Source organism: Caulobacter sp. CCNWLW153 (assembly GCF_036889365.1).
Taxonomy (GTDB): domain Bacteria; phylum Pseudomonadota; class Alphaproteobacteria; order Caulobacterales; family Caulobacteraceae; genus Caulobacter; species Caulobacter radicis.
This window is the reverse complement of sequence record NZ_JBAKFV010000025.1, coordinates 1-18,536: the sequence shown is the minus strand read 5'-3', so window position 1 is coordinate 18,536 and position 18,536 is coordinate 1. Positions and strand designations below refer to the sequence as shown.

Below are 18,536 nucleotides of genomic sequence, written 5' to 3'. Positions count from 1 at the left end.
CAGGGAGGACGCCATGAAGATCGTCACCAGCCTGAGCTTCCAGGGCGAGTGCCGCCAGGCCTTCGAGTTCTACGCCAAGGTTCTGGGCGGCAAGGTCACGGCCGCCTTTCCGTTCGGCGAGGGCCCCGCCGACATGCCGGTCGATGCGAAATACAAGGACTGGCTGATGCACGCCTGGCTCGACGTCGGCGACCAGTCGCTGATGGGGGCCGACATGCCGCCCGAGTTCGCGCCCAATATCGACAAGCCCAAGAACGGCTTCGACGTCACCTTCCACACCGAGGACGCGGTCGAGGCCAAGCGGGTGTTCGAGGCGCTGTCCGAAGGCGGCAAGGTCGGCATGCCCTTCGCCCCCACCTTCTGGTCGCCCGGCTACGGCAGCCTGAGCGACAAGTTCGGCATCCCGTGGATGGTCAACACCATCCCTGGCGCGGACTGGACGCCGGGCTAGCGCTCAGCACGCCTCCCGCCCCACCTCGGCCAGCAGCCAGTCGCGCACCTTGAGAATCCGCGCCAGCCGGGGCGCGTCGGCGCGCCAGACGACGTGGTGGCCGGTCTCGACCTCGACCTCGCCGGCGAAGGGCCGCACCAGCCGGCCGTCGCGCAGGTCGCGTTCGGAGAGGCCTTCGCGGGCCAGGGCGACGCCGATCCCCTGGGCGGCGGCGTCCAGCATCACCGAGGTGTCGTCGAAGGCGATGCCGGTGATCATCGCCGGCGGCTCCAGGCCCATGCCCCGGAACCAGACGGCCCAGTGCACGCCGGTATGACGCAGCAGCGGCACGGTCAGGAGGTCGGCCGGACCGCTCATCGGGTGTCGCTCCAGAAAGCCCGGCGAGCAGACCGGAAACAGCCGCTCGCCCAGCAGCGGGATCGACTCCAGCCCCTCCCAGGGCCCGCGCCCGAAGCGCAGGGCGATGTCGACGCCGTCGGTGCGCAGGTCGGCCTTGCGGTCCTCGATGCGCAGTTGCAGGTCGGCCTCGCCGGTGTCGGCGGCCAGGCGGGCCAGGCGCGTCACCAGCCAGCGGCTGGCGAAGGCCGAGGTGGCGCTGACCACCAGCGGCCCCGCCAGGGTCTGTCGCGCGGTCTGCACGCCGGCCCGCAGGATCGCCAGCGCCTCGGCCACATGCTCGGCCAGCCGCCGGGCGGTGGGCGTGGGGACCATGTCGTTGCCCTCGCGCCGAAACAGGACCGCGCCCAGCTCTTCCTCCAGCTTGCGGATCTGCTGGCTGACCGCGCCGTGGGTGACATGCAACTCGTCGGCCGCGCGGCTGTAGCCGCGATGACGATAGGCCGCCTCCAGGGCGACCAGGGAGCTGAAGGGCGGAAGCCGCACGCGTACCTCACCTGTTAGCCAGGCTCACAACTTGGCGCAGAAGGCATCGTTCGTAAAGCTGACCTGGATTTGGGATTGTCTCCCTGCGGCCGCCCTCCCCTTCGACCGCATCTAACAGGAATGAGACGATGAAACTGCTGCTCGCCGGCGGCGCCCTGGCGCTCGCCCTGATGGGCGCGCTCGACCGCGCGCCCTCCTCGCCCTTCAGCCCCGAGCCCTGGCCCGGCAGCGTGCCGGTGCATAGCCCGCGGTAGCTCCCTCTTCTCTTCCCGTCATTCCCGCCCTTGTGGCGGGAACCCCTCTGTCAGCCGCAGGTGCAGTTGGGGCGGATCGCCGGCGATCCGCTTGCGCTTCACGTGCGAGCGGAACCAGGGGTTCCCGCCACAAGGGCGGGAATGACGGGAGCAAGGGGGACCGCATTTGCCAACCACGCCCGTTCGGCGCATATCCCGCAGCGATCATGATCGCCGCCAAGAAGACCCTTCGCAGCGCCAGCGCGCTGGCCGACGCCGGACTCGTCGCCGCCGACCGCCTGCCGGCGCTGGAGCGCGTGGCCGCCCAGTACGCGGTGGCCATCACGCCCGACATGGCGCAGCTGATCGACGAGGCCGACCCGTTCGATCCGATCGCCCGCCAGTTCGTGGCCGACGAGGCCGAACTCGTCACCCTGCCCGCCGAACGCGCCGACCCGATCGGCGACTTCGCTCACAGCCCGGTCGAGGGGATCGTCCACCGCTATCCCGACCGCGTGCTGCTGAAACCCACCCACACCTGCGCGGTCTATTGCCGGTTCTGCTTCCGGCGCGAGATGGTCGGCCCCGAGGGCCTGAAGACCCTGTCGCCGGCCGAGCTGGACGCGGCCTTCGCCTACATCGCCGCCCGCCCGCAGATCTGGGAGGTGATCGTCACCGGCGGCGATCCCTTCGTGCTGTCGCCGCGCCGCATCGCCGACCTGATGGACCGGCTGGAAGCGATCGAGCACGTCAAGGTCGTGCGCTTCCACACGCGTATTCCCTCCGTCGATCCGGAAGCGGTGACGCCCGAACTGGTGGCGGCGCTGAAGCGCGGAAGCAAGGCCGTCTATGTGGCCCTGCACGCCAACCACGCCCGCGAGCTGACGCCGGCCGCCCGCGCCGCCTGCGCGCGCCTGGTCGACGCTGGCGTGCCGATGATCGGCCAGACCGTGCTGCTGAAGGGCGTCAACGACGATCCGGAAAGCCTGGGCGCGCTGATGCGAGCGCTCGTGGAGACGCGGGTGAAGCCCTACTACCTGCACCAGGGCGACCTGGCCCCCGGCACCAGCCACCTGCGCACCACCGTCGAGGAAGGCCAGGCGCTGATGAAGGCCATCCGCGGCCGCTATTCGGGCCTGTGCCAGCCGACCTACGTGCTCGACATCCCCGACGGCCACGGCAAGGTTCCGATCGGTCCCAACTATCTGGACGCCGGCGCGGTGGAAGACCCGCGCGGCCAGACCCACGCCTATCCCCCGAAAGCCGACTGATCCCATGGCCTGGACCCGCACCTACGACGAGGCCGAGCCTCAGCGCGTCAACAAGTGGCTGGCCCAGAGCGGGGTCTGCTCGCGCCGCGAGGCCGAGGCCCTGATCGGCCAGGGCCTGGTGACCATCGACGGCGAGGTCGTCGAGGACGCCGGCCGCAAGATCCTGCCCGGCCAGACCCTGGTGCTGAACGACGGCGCGACCGCCAAGCTCGGCGCGGCGATGACGGTGATGATCCACAAGCCAGTCGGCATCGTTTCGTCCCAGCCCGAGGGCGAGCAGATCCCGGCCGTGCGCCTGCTGACCAGGGCCGCCCAGTTCGGCCAGCCCGGCCCCGTGCCCGGCCGCGACAGCAAGCTGGCGCCGGTGGGACGCCTGGACATGGACTCGCGCGGCCTCTTGATCCTGTCGGAGGACGGCGTGGTGGCCAAGGCGGTGATCGGGCCGGAGTCGACGCTGGAGAAGGAATACCGCGTCCGGGTGCGGGGCGAACTGACCCGCGAGAAGATCGACTGGCTGCGTCACGGCCTGGAGCTGGACGGCCGCAAGCTCAAGCGCGCCGTCGTCGACCGCCTGGGCCAGGAGACCCTGCGCTTCGTGCTGACCGAGGGCCGCAACCGCCAGATCCGCCGCATGTGCGATCTCGTGGAGCTGGACGTCATCGACCTGTTCCGCCATCGCGTCGGCCCGATCGAACTGGGCGACCTGCCCGAAGGCCGCTGGCGCCCCCTGACGCCCGCCGAGCGCGAGGCGCTGATCCGAGGGTAGTTCCCTCGCTCCCTCCCCGCCCGTCATTCCCGCCCTTGTGGCGGGAACCTCTGGGTCCGCTCGCACGTGAAACGCAAGCAGCGTGCTTGGCACGCCGCCCCATCCGCCGTTGCGGCTGACGGAGGGGTTCCCGCCACGAGGGCGGGAATGACGGAAGTTGGGAGACGAGCGCGAGGCCTCCGCCCAACTCCCGCCACGGCGTGTTGCAAGTTCGCCGAAAGCCGTTTCAAAGCCGCAACATCATCGCGACGTGACGTTGTTAGCCAGTCGATCCCAATACACTGGAGATCGACATGAAAGTCGTCGTCACCTCGCTCGCGCTCAGCGCCCTCGCCCTGTCCACCCCCGTCCTGGCTCAGGGCCACGACCGCCACGAGGCGCCGGCGCCGCGCCACGAGCAGGCCAAGCCGGGCAAGGAAACCAAGCAACAGCGCCACGTGCGCGCCTGCAAGGCCAAGTACCGCAGCTACGACGTCAAGCGCGACGCGTACCGCGGCCAGGGCGGCCGATGGATCAAATGCCGTCTCTAGCAGTTTAGCTTGAGCGTCGGGTCGCCAGGGTCGGCGACCCGACTTTTCGCGCATCGCCTAGCTTCCGCCGGGGTCCCTGAAGGACGACGGCGTCTTCGACCATCTTCGCCGCCGCATCGTCCGCGCCCAGAGGCCGTCCATGACCGAACCCAGCCCGTCCCTCGCCGTCCGCAAGCCCAGCCGCCGGGCGCGGATCATCGGCGGCGCCGTCGCCCTGGCCGCCCTGGCGGGCGTCGGCGTCCTGGCGTGGACCCTGTTGAACGGCGGCGGCGGTGGCGGCGACATGGGTCCGGGCGGGCCGGGCGGCCCCGGTGGTCCCGGCGGCGGCGGCGGTCGTCGCGGTCCGGCCAGCACCGTGGCGGTGGCCACGGCGACCAAGACCGACCTGCCGGTGGTGATCGAGGCCCTGGGCACCGTCACGCCGGCCGCCACGGTCACCGTCAAGCCGCAGGTCTCGGGCGTCATCACCCAGGTGCTGTTCCGCGAGGGCCAGATGGTCCAGGCCGGCCAGACCCTGGTGCAGATCGACCAGCGGCAATTCCAGATGGCGCTGATGGAGGCGCAGGGCAACCTGACTCGCGACGAGGCCCAGCTGGCCGTCGCCCGCCTGACCCTCAAGCGCTACCAGACCCTGCTGGAGCAGGACTCCATCGCCCGCCAGGAGGTCGACACCCAGGCCGCCACCGTCAAGCAGCTGGAAGGCACGGTGATGAGCGACCGCGCCGCGGTCGGCACGGCTCGGCTGAACGTCGGCTTCTCGCGCATCACCGCCCCGGTCAGCGGCCGCGTGGGCCTGCGCGTCGTCGACGTCGGCAACTACATCGCCTCGGGCGACGCCAGCGGGGTTGCGGTGATCACCACCCTCTCGCCCATCGACGTGGAGTTCACCGTTCCGCAGGACGACGTGCCGCGCATCTCGCAGCGTGTCTTCGGCGGGGCCACCCTGCCCGTCACCGTGCTCGACCGCACGCGCACCAACACCCTGGACCAGGGCACGTTCTCGACGCTGGACAACTTGGTCGACACCGGCACCGGCACGGTGAAGGGCAAGGCCCGCTTCCCCAACTCTGGCGGCAAGCTGTTCCCCAGCCAGTTCGTCAATGTCCGCATCCAGCTGGACACCCTCAAGGACGCCGTGGTCGTGCCGGCCACCGCCGTGCGCCAGGGCTCGGACGGCGCCTTCGTCTGGAAGCTGAAGTCCGACCAGACGGTCACCAAGGCCAAGGTCGCGACCGGCCAGTCGACCACCAACCAGGTGGCGATCACCCAAGGACTCGCCGTCGGCGACAAGGTCATCACCGAAGGCGGCGACCGCCTGACCGAGGGCGGCAAGGTGCAGCTGCCGGGCCAGGCGGCCCAGCGCCAGGGCGGCCAGCGCGGCGAGAAGGGCCAGCGCGGCAAGCGTCCGGAAGGCGCGCCTCCCGGCGGCGGCGAAGGCCGTCGGCGTCCCGAGTAAGCCGGCGGACGGTCGATGAACCCCTCGCGCCCCTTCATCCAGCGGCCGGTCGCCACGGCCCTGTTCATGGCGGCCATCGTGCTGGCCGGCCTGGTCGGCTTTAGGCTGCTGCCGCTGTCGGCCCTGCCGCAGGTCGACTATCCCACCATCCAGGTCCAGACCCTCTATCCCGGGGCCAGCCCCGAGGTGATGAGCCAGACCGTCACCGCCCCGCTGGAGCGCCAGCTGGGCGAGATGTCGGGCCTTTCGCGCATGAGCTCGGTCAGCACGGCCGGCGCCAGCGTCATCACCCTGCAGTTCAACCTGGGTGAGACCCTCGACGTCGCCGAGCAGGAAGTGCAGGCGGCGATGAACGCGGCCAACTCGCTGCTGCCGGCCGACCTGCCCGCCCCGCCGGTCTACGCCAAGGTCAATCCGGCCGACGCGCCGGTGCTGACCCTGGCCATCACCTCCGACACCCTGCCGCTGACCGAGGTGCAGAACCTCGTCAACACTCGCCTGGCCCAGAAGATCAGCCAGGTCTCGGGCGTGGGCCTGGTGTCCCTGAGCGGCGGCCAGAAGCCGGCCATCCGCATCCAGGCCGACACGCAGGCCATGGCCTCCTACGGCCTGACCCTGGCCGAGCTGCAAAGCGCCATCGACAACTCCAACGCCAACAGCGCCAAGGGCAGCTTCGACGGCCCGACCCGCACCTACACGATCAACGCCAACGACCAGCTGCTGAGCGTCGACGACTATCTGAACCTGATCGTCACCTACAAGAACGAGGCCCCGATCCGCATCCGCGACGTGGCGGGCGTGGTGCAGAGCGCCGAGAACACCCGCCTGGGCGCGTGGGCCGGCAAGACCCCGGCGATCATCGTCAACGTCCAGCGCCAGCCGGGCGCCAACGTCATCAAGACCGTCGACGCCATCAAGGCCAAGCTGCCCGAGCTGCAAGCCGGCCTGCCGGCGACGCTGAAGGTCGAGGTGCTGGCCGACCGCACCACCGGCATCCGCGCCTCGGTGCACCACGTGGAGCTGGAGCTGATCCTGGCCGTGGTGATGGTCGTGCTGGTGATCTTCTTCTTCCTGCACTCCATGCGCGCGACGATCATCGCCAGCCTGGCCGTGCCGATCTCGCTGATCGGCTCGTGCGGGGTGATGTACCTGCTGGGCTACAGCCTCAACAACCTCTCCCTGATGGCCCTGACCATCGCGACCGGCTTCGTCGTCGACGACGCCATCGTGATGATCGAGAACATCATCCGCCACATGGAGAAGGGCGAAAAGCCGATGGAGGCGGCGCTGAAGGGCGCGCGAGAGATCGGCTTCACCATCATCTCGCTGACCATCTCGCTCATCGCGGTGCTGATCCCGCTGCTGTTCATGGGCGACGTGGTCGGGCGGCTGTTCCGCGAGTTCGCCGTCAGCCTGGCCATCACCATCCTGATCTCGGCCGTGGTGTCGCTGACCCTGACGCCGATGCTGTCGGCCCGCTGGCTCAAGAGCCACGAGGAGGACAAGCCCGGCCGCGTCGGCCGCAAGGCCCAGCAGGTGTTCGAGAAGATCGAGGCTCGCTACGAGACCGCCCTGGCCTGGGTCATGGCCCGCCAGAAGGCCACCCTGGTCGTCGCCGTCGCCACCCTGGTGCTGACCGGCGTGCTCTACATGGTCATCCCCAAGGGCCTGTTCCCGACCCAGGACACCGGGCAGTTGCAAGCCCGCACCGAGGTCGAGCAGTCGGTGTCGTACGCGCGCATGGCCGGCCTGCAGCAGCAGGCGGCCGCGGCGATCCTCGAGGACCCGGCCGTGGCCAGCGTGGCCTCGTTCATCGGCGTCGACGGGGCCAACAACAGCATGCTCCATACCGGCCAGATGCAGATCAACCTGAAGGGCGACCGCAAGGGCTCGCAGGAGAAGATCATGCAGCGGCTGCGCGAGCGCGTGGCCGCCGTGCCGGGGATCACCCTCTATCTCCAGCCGACCCAGGACCTGACCATCGACGCCGAGAGCGGCCCGACCCAGTACCGCCTGTCGCTGGAAGGCGCCGACACCGCCACCGTCAAGGAATGGGCCGGCAAGCTGGCCGAGAAGCTGGCCACGGTGAAGGCCGTCCGCAACATCTACAGCGACGCCTCGGCCACGGGCGCGGCGGCCTATGTCGACATCGACCGCGACACCGCGGCCCGGCTCTCGATCACCGCCTCCGACGTCGACGACGCCCTCTACAGCGCGTTTGGCCAGCGGATCGTCTCGACCATCTTCACCGAGACCAACCAATACCGCGTGATCCTGGAGGCCAAGCCGGGCCTGCTGACCGATCCTTCGTCGCTGGGGAACCTGAACCTGCGCACCGGAGGCGGCTCGCCCACGCCACTGGCGGCCTTCTCGACCATCAAGGAGCAGCAGTCGCCGCTGCAGGTGACCCACGTGGCCCAGTTCCCGGCCACCACCATCGGCTTCGACACCGCGCCGGGCGTCTCGCTGGGCCACGCCGTCGACGAGATCCGCACGGCGATGACGGACATCGGCATGCCCTCGTCGGTGACCCACACCTTCCTGGGCGCGGCCGGGGCCTACGAGAACTCGCTGTCCAACCAGCTGTGGCTGATCCTGGCGGCCGTGGTCTGCGTCTACATCGTGCTGGGCGTGCTCTACGAGAGCTACATCCACCCGCTGACCATCCTGTCGACACTGCCCTCGGCGGGCGTTGGCGCGCTGCTGGCGCTGTGGCTGACCGGCCACGACCTGGGCGTGATCGGGATCATCGGCATCATCCTGCTGATCGGCATCGTCAAGAAGAACGCGATCATGATGATCGACTTCGCCATCGAGGCCGAGCGCAACGAGGGCAAGTCGCCGGAGGAGGCCATCTTCCAGGCCGCCATCCTGCGCTTCCGCCCGATCCTGATGACCACGCTGGCGGCCCTGTTCGCCGCCGTGCCGCTGATGCTGGGCTTCGGCGAAGGCGCCGAGCTGCGCCGTCCGCTGGGCATCGCCATCTTCGGCGGCCTGCTCGTCAGCCAGTTGCTGACCATGTTCACGACGCCGGTCGTCTATCTCGCCTTCGACCGCATCGCGCCCTCGGGCAGGAAGCGCCGCGACGAGGCGGATGAAGACCGCGTCGACCAGCCGCTGCCGGGGCTGCCGTCATGAACCTGTCGGCGCCCTTCATCCGCCGGCCGGTGGCCACGGTCCTCTTGACCATCGGCCTGGCTTTGGCCGGCATCTTCGCCTTCCTGGTGCTGCCGGTCTCGCCGCTGCCGCAGGTGGACTATCCGACCATCTCGGTGTCGGCCAGCCTGTCGGGGGCCAGCCCCGAGACCATGGCCTCCAGCGTCGCCACGCCCCTGGAGCGGCGCCTGGGCGTGATCTCCGGGGTCAACGAGATGACCTCGCAGAGCTCGTCGGGCTCGACCCGGGTGACCTTGCAGTTCGACCTCAACCGCAAGATCGACGGCGCCGCCCGCGAGGTGCAGGCGGCCATCAACGCCGCCCGCGCCGACCTGCCCGCCACGCTGCGCAGCAACCCGACCTACCGCAAGATGAACCCGTCGGACGCGCCGGTCATCATCCTGGCCCTGACCTCCGACACCAAGACCCCCGGCCAGATCTACGACGCGGTCTCCAACGTCGTGGCCCAGCGGATCTCGCAGGTGAAGGGCGTGGGCGACGTCGAGATCGGCGGCGGCTCGCTGCCGGCCGTGCGGATCTCGGTCAATCCGTTCCTGCTCAACAAGTACGGCGTCAGCCTGGAGGACGTGCGCGCGGCCATCCAGTCGGCCAACGCCAACCGCCCCAAGGGCGCGGTCGAGGGCGACGGCAAGCGCTTCCAGATCTACACCTCCAGCAGCGGCCGCAAGGCGGCCGACTATGCCGGCCTGCTGGTCGCCTGGCGCGGCGAGGCGGGCGTCAAGCTGTCGGACGTGGCCAGCGTCACCGACAGCGTCGCCGACACCCGCACCATCGGCCTGTTCAACGGCAAGCCGGCGATCATCGTCCTGATCACCCGCCAGCCCGGCGCCAACATCATCGAGACCGTCGACAGCGTGCGCGCCGCCCTGCCCGAGCTGCGCGAACAGCTGCCCGGCGACATCAACGTGCAGGTGGCCAGCGACAGCACCAACTCGATCCGCGCCTCGCTGCACGAGATCGAGGTGACCCTGCTGATCTCGATCGTGCTGGTGGTGCTGGTGGTCAGCGCCTTCCTGCGCAGCGGCCGGGCGACCTTCATCCCGGCGGCGGCGACCATCGTCTCCCTGCTGGGCACCTTCGGGGTGATGTACCTGCTGGGCTTCTCGCTCAACAACCTCAGCCTGATGGCTATCACGGTCGCCACGGGGTTCGTCGTCGACGACGCCATCGTCGTGCTGGAGAACACCCAGCGCCACATCGAGGCGGGCATGGAGCGCTTCAAGGCCGCCACCCTGGGCGCGCGCGAGGTCGGCTTCACGGTGCTGTCGATCAGCGTCTCGCTGGTCGCCGTCTTCATCCCGCTGCTGTTCATGGGCGGCCAGGTGGGGCGGCTGTTCCGCGAGTTCGCCGTCACCCTGTCGGCGGCGGTGCTGATCTCGCTGGTCATCAGCCTGACGACCACGCCGATGATGTGCGCCTACCTGCTGAAGCCTCGCCCCGAGGGCCACAAGGAAGGCCGCATCGCCCGCTTCTTCGAGAAGATGTTCGACAAGGTCCAGGCGATCTACGCCCGCTCGCTGGACTGGGCGCTGCACGCCAAGCCGCTGGTGATGTTCATGCTGGCCGCCGTGATCGGCATGACGATCTGGCTCTACATCGCCGTGCCCAAGGGCTTCTTTCCCCAGCAGGACAACGGCCAGCTGATGGCCGGCATCCGCGCCGACCAGAGCGTCTCGTTCCAGACCATGGAGCAGAAGCTGCGCGCCGTGGTCGAGATCATCCGCAAGGACCCGGCCGTCGACACCGTGGTCGGCTTCACCGGCGGAGCCCGGGCCGGCGGCGGCTTCATGTTCGTCAACCTCAAGCCCGCCAGCGAGCGCAAGGAGAAGGGCAGCGCCGTGATCGCCCGCCTGCGGCCGCAGCTGCAGAAGGTGACCGGCGTCTCGATCTTCCTCAACCCGGTGCAGGACCTGCGCATGGGCGGGCGGTCGAGCAACTCGACCTACCAGTACACCCTGACCAGCGACTCCAGCGAGACCCTGAAGGAATGGGCCCCCAAGCTGGCCGAAGCGATGAAGGAACACTCCGACGTCATGACCGACGTCGACAGCGACCAGTCGGAGAACGGCGTCGAGACCTTCGTCACCATCGACCGCGACAGCGCCTCGCGCATGGGCGTCACGCCCAGGGCCGTCGACAACGCGCTCTACAACGCTTTTGGCCAGCGCCAGGTCGCGACGATCTACGAGGACGTCAACCAGTACTCGGTGATCATGGAGTGGCAGCAGCAGTTCGCCCAGGGCCCCGAAGCGCTGAACGACGTCTACGTGCCCACTTCCACGAGCGGCTCGACCACGACCGGCAGCAGCAGCGGGGCGGCGGTGAACCCGTCGTTGCGCGACGCCTCCACCGGCTCGGCCCTGAACACCACGGCCACGCCGATGACGCCGCTGACCGCCATCGCCAGCGTCGCCCAGAGCGCCACCCCCACCTCGGTCAACCACCAGAACGGCGAGCTGGCCACCACCGTGTCGTTCAACCTGCCGGACGGCGTGTCGCTGTCCCAGGCCCAGGCCGCCATCACCCAGGCCGAGGCCGATATCGGCCTGCCGACCAGCGTGCGCGGCAGCTTCCAGGGCAGCGCCCGCAGCTACAACGAGCAGATGAAGCAGCAGCCGTTCCTGATCGCGGCGGCCATCGTGGCGATCTACATCGTGCTTGGCATCCTCTACGAGAGCTACGTCCACCCCGTGACGGTGCTGTCGACCCTGCCCGCCGCCGGCGTCGGGGCGGTGCTGGCGCTCCTGCTGTTCGGCATGGAGTTCTCGATCATCGCCCTGATCGGGGTCTTCCTGCTGCTGGGCATCGTCAAGAAGAACGCCATCCTGATCATCGACTTCGCCCTGGAGGCCCAGCGCGGCCGGGGCCTCTCGGCGATCGAGGCCGTGCGGGAGGCCAGCCTCCTGCGCTTCCGCCCGATCCTGATGACGACCCTGGCCGCGGCCCTGGGCGCCCTGCCCCTGGCCATCGGCTTCGGCGAAGGCGCCGAACTGCGCCGGCCGCTGGGCATCACCATCATCGGCGGCCTGATCGCCAGCCAGCTGCTGACCCTCATCACCACCCCCGTGGTCTACGTCTATCTCGACCGCCTGCGCGGCAAGCGGCGCGACGAGCGCGACCTGACCCACATGCCCTCCGCGCCGGAGCCCGCCCGATGACCGCCCGCCTCCTGACCGCCCTGCCCCTCCTGGCTCTGGTCGCCGCCTGCTCGACGACGCCGGCCTACGAGACGCCCAAGCTCGCCTCGCCGACGCCCGCGACCTGGAAGGCGATGGACGGCTGGAAGGCCGCCACGCCGTCCGATCATCTCGATCGCGGCGACTGGTGGGCCCTGCTGGGCGATGCGCAGCTGAACGCCCTGGCCGAGCGCGTGAAGGTCGACAACCAGACCATCGCCGCCGCCGAGGCCGCCTATCGCCAGGCCCGCGCCCTGGTGAGGGAGCAACGCGCCTCGCTGTTCCCGAGCGTCGACCTGTCGGCCTCGGGCACGCGCTCGGGCGGCGGCGGGACCAGCAGCGCGCCGGGCGCGGGCGGCGCCACCAGCTCGGGCGACACCAAGCGCTACAGCGCCAGCATCGGCGCCAGTTGGGAGCCCGACGTCTGGGGCCGCATCCGCGCCTCGATCGGCAATGCCAGCGCCAGCGCCCAGGCCAGCGCCGCCGACCTGGCGGCCGCCCAGCTGTCGGCCCAGGGCGAACTGGCGACCAATTACCTGGGCCTGCGCCAGAGCGACATCGAGATCGCCCTCGTCCAGGCGACGGTCGACGGCTACCAGCGCGCCCTGAAGATCACCCAGAACCGCTACGACGCCGGCATCGCCCCGCGCTCGGACGTGCTTCAGGCCCAGACCACCCTGGCCAACGCCCAGTCCAGCCTGGAGGGCCTGATCCAGACCCGCGCCACCTATGAGAACGCCATCGCCGTGCTGGTCGGCCAGCCGGCCAGCGGCTTCCGCATCGCCGCCGATCCCAGCTGGACGGGCGCCGTGCCGGAGATCCCGACCGGCCTGCCCTCGACCCTGCTGGAGCGTCGTCCCGACGTCGCCGCCGCCGAGCGCCGCGTGGCCGCCGCCAACGCCCAGATCGGCGTGGCCCGCGCCGCCTACTTCCCGAGCTTCACCCTCAGCGGATCGGGCAGCTCGACCGCCAGCGTGCTGGGCGACCTGTTCTCGGCCTCGGCCAACACCTGGTCGCTGGGGCTGTCGGCGGCCCAGACCCTGTTCGACGCCGGCGCCCGCAAGGCCCAGGTCGCCCAGGCCCGCGCCGCCTATGACGCCGCCGCCGCCAACTATCGCCAGACGGCCCTGACCGCCTTCCAAGACGTCGAGAACCAGCTGACGGCCGTGCGCGTGCTCGAGCGCCAGTACGCCCTCCTGGAAACCGCCTCCAAGGCCGCCGACCAGACCGAGCAGATGCTGCTGAACCAGTATCGCGCCGGCCAGGTGGCCTATACCGACGTCGTCACCGCCCAGGCTTCGGCCCTGTCGGCCCGCCGCGACCTGGCCAGCGCCCGCGTGTCACGCCAGACGGCGGCCGTGGCCCTGGTGCAGGCGATCGGCGGGGGGTGGACGGGGCTGCGAGAAAACTAGGGCTCGGAGCGATCGGACGCCGACGCCGCCCTCTCGCACGCAACGAGGGCGGCTGCCGCCAGTTCGTCCGCGTAGGCGTTGTCCGAGGGCTGGGCCCAAACTCGCAGGTCGGGAATGAGCGAGGGATGGGCGCATAGGACAGCCGCTTCGAGTATCGGAACCGTCACGCTTCCCCCGCGCAGCGCGTCTTGAACCAACGGCAGCGCGAGCCCCGCGTCCCGCGTCGCCAAACCCAGGGTCGCCTCGCCCCTGACGGCATCGTCGTCATCGAACGTCGCGGCCTGAACCAGGGCTTCGCGGACGTTCGGCGTATCGATTTCCGCCTGCGCGAGAAGAAGCGTGGCCCAATCGCGGTTCGAGCGATCGACGTCGCGGGTCAGCGCTATGAGCTGGCGCAGGTTTTCTTCGGCCCGCTGTCCCTCGGAAACAGATTCCGTTTCGGCGATGACCGCGTTCAGGAACTCGGATGCTGGTCGATAGTCCTCGGGCATAGGCCCACCCTACCCCGCCGAAGCTTCCGTCGCGACGCGCATCTTGCGGAAGGCGGCGGCGAGTTCGGCCTTGGCGCCGGCCAGCGCCCCGCCGTTGCGCATGGCCCGCCGGGCGTCGGCGACCGCGCCGCGGTTGATCTGGTCGGCCACCTGGCCGGCGATGCGGTGGAAGTCGCGATGGGCCTCCAGGCAGTGCAGGTGCAGGTGGCTGCCGGGCATCCGCTTGTGGCCCTCGCCGTGCAGCCATTGGCCGGCCGCGCAGGTCCGCTCGGCGCGGATCGCGGCGGCGTCGACGGCGCGTCCGGCGGCCATGGCGGCCTCCAGGTCCTCGCAGATGCGGTTGTGAAACGTCGTCTGTTCCAGGAAGTCCATCAGCACGCCCCACGCGCATAGCCAGCAAGGCCGGGGCATGGCGGTTCTCGGTTTCGCCAGTATTGCGGGGAGATTGCGGTTTGAAGAAACCGCTCCGCGGCCTGCCCGCGCATCTGTTTTGGGAGCAGAGGGTCGCAGGACACCGGGCGATATCGCGACACGTCCCGCGGGAAACACGGACGCAACACCAGCCCGCATGATCGCGGTCAGGAGCACGTGCGCATGACCCGAACCGAAGACGACCTCCGCGAAGCCGCCGCCTGGCTGGACCGCCTGCGCTCGCCGCAGGCCGGCGAAGGCGACCGCGAAGAGTTCGAGACCTGGGTCGCCCATCCCCGCCGCCGCGACGCCTTCGAGGCGGTGAGCGCGGTCGACGCCGAGATCGCGAGCTGGGATCCGCCGGCGGCTTCGGCATGGCGAGAACTCAAGGTGCTGGCCATTGGCGGCGCCGGCCTGGCGGCCGCGGCTCTGGCGGCTGTGAGCCTGCTGGCGCATTAGCCGTCACCAAACCTCTCATCTCCCACCTCCCGTCAGAGAGAGGCCCACAAAGCGAAAAGGGCGCCGGTCCGCCAAGACCGGCGCCCTTCCTCGCCGCCGCCGGGGCTGACTGGGCGGCGAGCGCCGGGCGCGCAAAGGGGGAGAAGCGCGCCCGGGTTGGCTTCAGGCTTCGACTAGAAGCGCTTGCGGATGCCCACGTAGTAGGAGCGGCCGAGCACGTCGTAGTTCTGCGGGTCGTAGTTGCCCTCGGTGTCGCCCACCTGCGGCGGGGCCTTGTCCAGCAGGTTGTTGACGCCGAAGCGCAGGGCGGTGTCCCAGGGCAGCTCGACGCGGCCGTTGAGGTCGAAGGCGTTGTAGGCCTTCACGCCGCGCGAGGTGCTGGTCGGGGTGACGACCTTGGCCGAGTTCTCCATGGCCTCGATCCAGCGCCAGCGCACGCCCAGGCTCGCCGGACCCCAGGTGTAGGTGCCCGAGGTGACCGACTTCCACTTCGGGTGAGCCGTGCCGGCCGTGCTTTCCACGCCCGTGCCGATCGTGCCGACATAGTCGTAGACCGGCGCGCCCGGCAGGTTCTGGATCTTGAACTTGTCGGTGTAGCCCAGGGCCACGTTCAGGGAGAAGGAGCCCGGGATCATGTCGAGCGCGCTGTCGGCGAAGTCGAAGCTCCAGTCGACCTGCACGTCGACGCCGGTGGTCTGGAACTGGCCCAGGTTCAGCAGCGGCTGGACGGGGTTGGTCGGCACGCCGCTGGCCGAGTTACGGGTCAGCAGCGAGCAGTAGTAGTTGCTCGGGTCATAGGACGGGTTGGAGCCGCCCGAGTTGAAGCAGAACTGGAAGGCGTTGACGATCGACAGGCTGCCGATCGCGTCCTTCACCTTGATGTCGTACCAGTCGATCGAGGCCGTCAGGCGGCTGAGCAGCGGGTTCTCGAACGGCGAGCGCAGCACCGCGCCGAACGAGTAGGTGTCGGCGGTTTCTTCCTGCAGGTCCGGGTTGCCGCCGGTGAGGGCGAACACCTGGGCCGTGCCCAGCTGGTAGCTGTCGATGATCGCGGTCGGCACGCCCTGCGCCAGGCAGAGACTGCGGACGGCCGCGGCGTTGGCGCCCGTCCGCCAGGACGAACGCACGTCGCAGGGGTCGCCGTTGGTGGTGGTCGACGAGGCCGTGCCGATGGCCACCGAGCCGGTCGAGACCGGCGCGTAGAGCTCGCCGACGCTCGGGGCGCGGATGGCGCGGTTGTAGCCGCCGCGCAGGCGGACGGGCTCGACGATCTTCCAGTCGAAATCGGCCTTGTAGGTCTGCACCCCGCCCACCGAGCTGTAGTCGGAATAGCGGTAGCCCAGGTCGAGGTTGAACTCCTGCACGAAGGGCAGGTCCTTGACGATCGGCACCAGCAGTTCGCCGTAGACCTCGTAGGTGTCGACCGAGCCGGAGGCGTCGCGCAACACGCTGTAGCCCAGGATGTCGCTGGTGCCGTCGGGCTGGTTCAGCTGGCTGTCGGGGGTGAAGGTGTATTCGTTCGAGCGGTAGTCCGTGCCGGCGGCGAACTTCACCGTGCCGGCCGGCAGGTCGAACAGCGAACCGGAGACGTTCACCTCGACCATGCGCTGCTCGAGGGTGTTCTGGTTCAGGGTCCGGCGCGACATGTAGCGCGCGCACTCGGCCGACGGCGTCAGGTTGCCGAAGGGGTTCCAGCCGCCGGCGCAGTACTCCGTGCCGCCCGTTGGGCTGTTGAGCAGGCGCGAGATGGCGCTGGCGCTGGCGCCGCCGGTCTGCTCGTTGTCGAACTTGGCGCGGCTGAACGAGACGTAGCCGTCCCAGGTCCAGTCCTTGAAGCCGGTCTCGCCCGACAGGCCGTTGGTGAACTGGAAGACGTCGTAGCTGTACTTCTGGACGCGCGGACCCAGGATATCGAGCGCCTTGTAGAAGGTGAAGGCGGCGTTCGGGGTCGGGCGCGAGGCCAGGATCGGACGGAAGTCGGTCGGCACGAACGGGTTGGTGACCGGAACCGTCAGGCCGTAGACGTTCGAGGCCAGGGTCGGGTTGGAGACGCCCACCGAGACGTAGTCGGTGAAGGTGAACTGCGAGAAGAACTTGATGCTGTCGGTCAGGTCGTAGTCGACCTTGGCGAACACGGCGTAGCGGTCGAGGTCCGACTGCATCGAGCTGCCGTTGTAGCCGAAGTTCACCTGCTGCGAGGTGCCGGCGGCATTGGCGTTGACGATGTAGGCGTTGTCGGTCTGCGGGTCGCGGAAGTTCAGGACCGGCACGCCCGAGGTCGAGAACAGGGTCTGGTCGGTGTTGAAGCCGATCTGGCCGGTGTAGCGGCCGGCGGCGTTGCCGGTCAGGGCGGCGGCGCCGTAGCTGCCCTGGAACAGGCTGTTGATCGAGGCCAGGGTCGGCAGGTTGGCGCCGAACAGCACCGTGCCCTGCGGGATGGTCGACAGGCCCGGCGCCGAGGTGCGGAAGATGTAGTAGTCGCGGGCGCTCTGCAGGGCGCGGTCACGGTTGGTGTAGTCGAACGACAGCACCGCCCGGCCCTTGCCCTCGGCGAAGTCCGAGCCGCCGGTGATCGAGAAGCGGAACGACTCCGCGTCGCCCTTCTCGGAGATGCCGTACTGGGCGTCGGCGGTCAGGCCGTTGAAGCTGCGCTTGAGCTTGAAGTTGACGACGCCGGCGGTGGCGTCCGAGCCATAGGCGGTCGAGGCGCCGCCGGTGATGACTTCGACGTTCTCGATCAGGGCTTCGGGGATGATGTTGAGGTCGACCGAACCGTCGGGGTTTGACGGCTGCAGGCGGCGGCCGTCGAGCAGGATCAGGGTGCGCTTGGCGCCCAGGCCTCGGAGGCTGGCGTAGGACTGGCCGCCGTTGAGGCCCGTGCTGGTCGAGCCGGTGTTGCCCTGGCCGAACGAGCCGGTGAACTGCGGCATCTGCGACAGGGCCTTTTCGACCGTCACCTGGCCGGTGGCCTCGATGGCCGCGGCGCCGACCGTCTGGATCGGGCTGTTGGCCACATAGTCCTGGCGGGCGATGCGCGAGCCGGTGACGACCACGGCCTCGACGGCCTGGGGCTCTTCTGGAGCGGCGGCCTCCTGGGCGTGGGCGACGCCGAGCATCAGCGCGCCATACGCGCAGCCGCCGGCCATCATCCGCTTCAAGGTCCTCGATCGCATACTTGCATCCCCTTTGGATTGGGTCGCGCCCCTCGCGCTTCCGATCCTCAAGACGCAGCCTGTTTCCGAACCCACACCTTCCCGACAACTTTTTGCCGCAGAGCCAAGTCACGGATTGGTAAGGAGAAAAATTTTTGCTTTCGGACGTGAGGAAACGCCGATGGCCTGCGTCTTGATAGATGCGGGCCGCTCATGTCGGCCTCTTGAACAGAGCTACGGGACCGCCATGCCGGACGTGATCCAGATCCCCGCCGAACATTTCGAGCGATTGAAGAGCCGCTTGCCCGCCATCACCCGCGAGCACCTCAACAACGTCTACGGCATCAGCGAGACGACCTGGACCAAGCTGCGCCGGGGCGAGCCGATCAAGCGGGTCACCTGGGAGCGACTGCTCAGCCGCTACGAGCGCCTGCAGAAGGCCGCCGCATCCTGACTTTCGCGCCTAGGCGCTCCTGACACCGCCGGGCCGGCCTCGCCGCGCCCGCTGTCGACCCCTTTTCCCAGAATTCACGCGCTTCACGGACGCCTCGGCGGCGCCCGGCGCGTTCGCCGCGTGCGCAAAGGCTTCTTCATGAACAAACGCTTCGCCTATCTGATCGTCGGCGCGATGGTGCTGGGGGTGCTCGTCGGCTGGGGGTGCAACCAGTT

Annotated in this window: 15 protein-coding genes and 2 pseudogenes; 13 read left to right on the top strand and 4 right to left on the bottom strand. The window is 69.4% G+C overall.

Features of this window, described 5'->3' with window-relative positions; all coding sequences use genetic code 11:
• Positions 1-13: 13 nt before the first annotated feature.
• The gene (locus V6S85_RS25510) at positions 14-451 is read left to right on the top strand and encodes a VOC family protein (protein ID WP_334350675.1); all 438 of its coding nucleotides are present in this window, start codon (positions 14-16) and stop codon (positions 449-451) included.
• Between the two features lie 3 nt (positions 452-454).
• Here V6S85_RS25510 and V6S85_RS25505 read toward each other — a convergent pair whose 3' ends face one another.
• Positions 455-1,333 carry a LysR substrate-binding domain-containing protein gene (locus V6S85_RS25505; protein ID WP_116569189.1) on the bottom strand — a complete coding sequence of 293 codons (879 nt, stop codon included), beginning with the start codon at positions 1,331-1,333 and terminating at the stop codon, positions 455-457.
• Positions 1,334-1,461: 128 nt separating this feature from the next.
• On the opposite strand from V6S85_RS25505, the gene V6S85_RS25500 reads away from it, so the two are divergent.
• From V6S85_RS25500 to V6S85_RS25460, 9 genes and pseudogenes are all read left to right on the top strand, one after another.
• Positions 1,462-1,587, top strand: coding sequence for a hypothetical protein (locus tag V6S85_RS25500; RefSeq protein ID WP_279325507.1), 126 nt, complete (start codon positions 1,462-1,464; stop codon positions 1,585-1,587).
• A 15-nt stretch (positions 1,588-1,602) separates the two neighbouring features.
• Positions 1,603-1,737 (top strand): annotated as a pseudogene (locus tag V6S85_RS25495) (hypothetical protein); the annotation flags it as partial.
• A 56-nt stretch (positions 1,738-1,793) separates the two neighbouring features.
• On the top strand, positions 1,794-2,837 hold the full coding sequence (locus V6S85_RS25490; protein ID WP_442885736.1) for a lysine-2,3-aminomutase-like protein: 1,044 nt from the start codon (positions 1,794-1,796) through the stop codon (positions 2,835-2,837).
• 4 nt (positions 2,838-2,841) lie between these two features.
• Entirely contained in the window at positions 2,842-3,603 is a 762-nt protein-coding gene (locus V6S85_RS25485) for a pseudouridine synthase (protein WP_334350674.1), read from the top strand.
• A gap of 293 nt (positions 3,604-3,896) precedes the next feature.
• Positions 3,897-4,133, top strand: coding sequence for a hypothetical protein (locus V6S85_RS25480; protein WP_334350673.1), 237 nt, complete (start codon positions 3,897-3,899; stop codon positions 4,131-4,133).
• A gap of 139 nt (positions 4,134-4,272) precedes the next feature.
• A complete protein-coding gene (locus V6S85_RS25475) occupies positions 4,273-5,589 on the top strand; it encodes an efflux RND transporter periplasmic adaptor subunit (RefSeq protein ID WP_334350672.1) in 1,317 nt (438 codons plus the stop codon).
• A gap of 15 nt (positions 5,590-5,604) precedes the next feature.
• A complete protein-coding gene (locus tag V6S85_RS25470; RefSeq protein ID WP_334350671.1) occupies positions 5,605-8,727 on the top strand; it encodes a multidrug efflux RND transporter permease subunit in 3,123 nt (1,040 codons plus the stop codon).
• The gene (locus V6S85_RS25465; RefSeq protein ID WP_334350670.1) at positions 8,724-11,924 is read left to right on the top strand and encodes an efflux RND transporter permease subunit; all 3,201 of its coding nucleotides are present in this window, start codon (positions 8,724-8,726) and stop codon (positions 11,922-11,924) included. The genes V6S85_RS25470 and V6S85_RS25465 overlap by 4 nt, the downstream gene beginning before the upstream one ends.
• On the top strand, positions 11,921-13,354 hold the full coding sequence (locus V6S85_RS25460) for an efflux transporter outer membrane subunit (protein WP_334350669.1): 1,434 nt from the start codon (positions 11,921-11,923) through the stop codon (positions 13,352-13,354). Before V6S85_RS25465 ends, V6S85_RS25460 begins: the two co-directional genes overlap by 4 nt.
• Here the strand turns inward: V6S85_RS25460 and V6S85_RS25455 are convergent.
• Both V6S85_RS25455 and V6S85_RS26710 read right to left on the bottom strand, forming a co-directional pair.
• On the bottom strand, positions 13,351-13,845 hold the full coding sequence (locus V6S85_RS25455) for a hypothetical protein (RefSeq protein ID WP_334350668.1): 495 nt from the start codon (positions 13,843-13,845) through the stop codon (positions 13,351-13,353). The two genes, V6S85_RS25460 and V6S85_RS25455, sit on opposite strands and share 4 nt — an antisense overlap.
• Positions 13,846-14,029: 184 nt before the next feature.
• Positions 14,030-14,122: pseudogene (locus V6S85_RS26710) on the bottom strand (hypothetical protein); the annotation flags it as partial.
• Positions 14,123-14,439: 317 nt separating this feature from the next.
• Here V6S85_RS26710 and V6S85_RS25445 point away from each other — a divergent pair.
• On the top strand, positions 14,440-14,715 hold the full coding sequence (locus V6S85_RS25445; protein ID WP_116569179.1) for a FecR/PupR family sigma factor regulator: 276 nt from the start codon (positions 14,440-14,442) through the stop codon (positions 14,713-14,715).
• 173 nt (positions 14,716-14,888) lie between these two features.
• Here the strand turns inward: V6S85_RS25445 and V6S85_RS25440 are convergent, their stop codons facing one another.
• Positions 14,889-17,888, bottom strand: coding sequence for a TonB-dependent receptor domain-containing protein (locus tag V6S85_RS25440; protein WP_116569178.1), 3,000 nt, complete (start codon positions 17,886-17,888; stop codon positions 14,889-14,891).
• A 226-nt stretch (positions 17,889-18,114) separates the two neighbouring features.
• Here V6S85_RS25440 and V6S85_RS25435 point away from each other — a divergent pair, with 226 nt between their 5' ends.
• Together V6S85_RS25435 and V6S85_RS25430 are read left to right on the top strand one after the other, a co-directional pair.
• Complete coding sequence (locus V6S85_RS25435) at positions 18,115-18,321, top strand: hypothetical protein (protein WP_058346819.1); 207 nt, start codon at positions 18,115-18,117, stop codon at positions 18,319-18,321.
• A 138-nt stretch (positions 18,322-18,459) separates the two neighbouring features.
• The coding region (locus V6S85_RS25430; RefSeq protein WP_334350697.1) for a hypothetical protein at positions 18,460-18,536 on the top strand (77 nt) is incomplete at its 3' end.

What these genes read in the sequence shown, in the direction of transcription:
- V6S85_RS25510 (WP_334350675.1), top strand. Translation starts at nt 14, where the DNA reads ATGAAGATCGTCACCAGCCTGAGCTTCCAGGGCGAGTGCCGCCAGGCC.
- V6S85_RS25500 (WP_279325507.1), top strand. Translation starts at nt 1,462, where the DNA reads ATGAAACTGCTGCTCGCCGGCGGCGCCCTGGCGCTCGCCCTGATGGGC.
- V6S85_RS25490 (WP_442885736.1), top strand. Translation starts at nt 1,794, where the DNA reads ATGATCGCCGCCAAGAAGACCCTTCGCAGCGCCAGCGCGCTGGCCGAC.
- V6S85_RS25485 (WP_334350674.1), top strand. Translation starts at nt 2,842, where the DNA reads ATGGCCTGGACCCGCACCTACGACGAGGCCGAGCCTCAGCGCGTCAAC.
- V6S85_RS25480 (WP_334350673.1), top strand. Translation starts at nt 3,897, where the DNA reads ATGAAAGTCGTCGTCACCTCGCTCGCGCTCAGCGCCCTCGCCCTGTCC.
- V6S85_RS25475 (WP_334350672.1), top strand. Translation starts at nt 4,273, where the DNA reads ATGACCGAACCCAGCCCGTCCCTCGCCGTCCGCAAGCCCAGCCGCCGG.
- V6S85_RS25470 (WP_334350671.1), top strand. Translation starts at nt 5,605, where the DNA reads ATGAACCCCTCGCGCCCCTTCATCCAGCGGCCGGTCGCCACGGCCCTG.
- V6S85_RS25465 (WP_334350670.1), top strand. Translation starts at nt 8,724, where the DNA reads ATGAACCTGTCGGCGCCCTTCATCCGCCGGCCGGTGGCCACGGTCCTC.
- V6S85_RS25460 (WP_334350669.1), top strand. Translation starts at nt 11,921, where the DNA reads ATGACCGCCCGCCTCCTGACCGCCCTGCCCCTCCTGGCTCTGGTCGCC.
- V6S85_RS25455 (WP_334350668.1), bottom strand. Translation starts at nt 13,845, where the DNA reads ATGCCCGAGGACTATCGACCAGCATCCGAGTTCCTGAACGCGGTCATC.
- V6S85_RS25445 (WP_116569179.1), top strand. Translation starts at nt 14,440, where the DNA reads ATGACCCGAACCGAAGACGACCTCCGCGAAGCCGCCGCCTGGCTGGAC.
- V6S85_RS25440 (WP_116569178.1), bottom strand. Translation starts at nt 17,888, where the DNA reads ATGCGATCGAGGACCTTGAAGCGGATGATGGCCGGCGGCTGCGCGTAT.
- V6S85_RS25435 (WP_058346819.1), top strand. Translation starts at nt 18,115, where the DNA reads ATGCCGGACGTGATCCAGATCCCCGCCGAACATTTCGAGCGATTGAAG.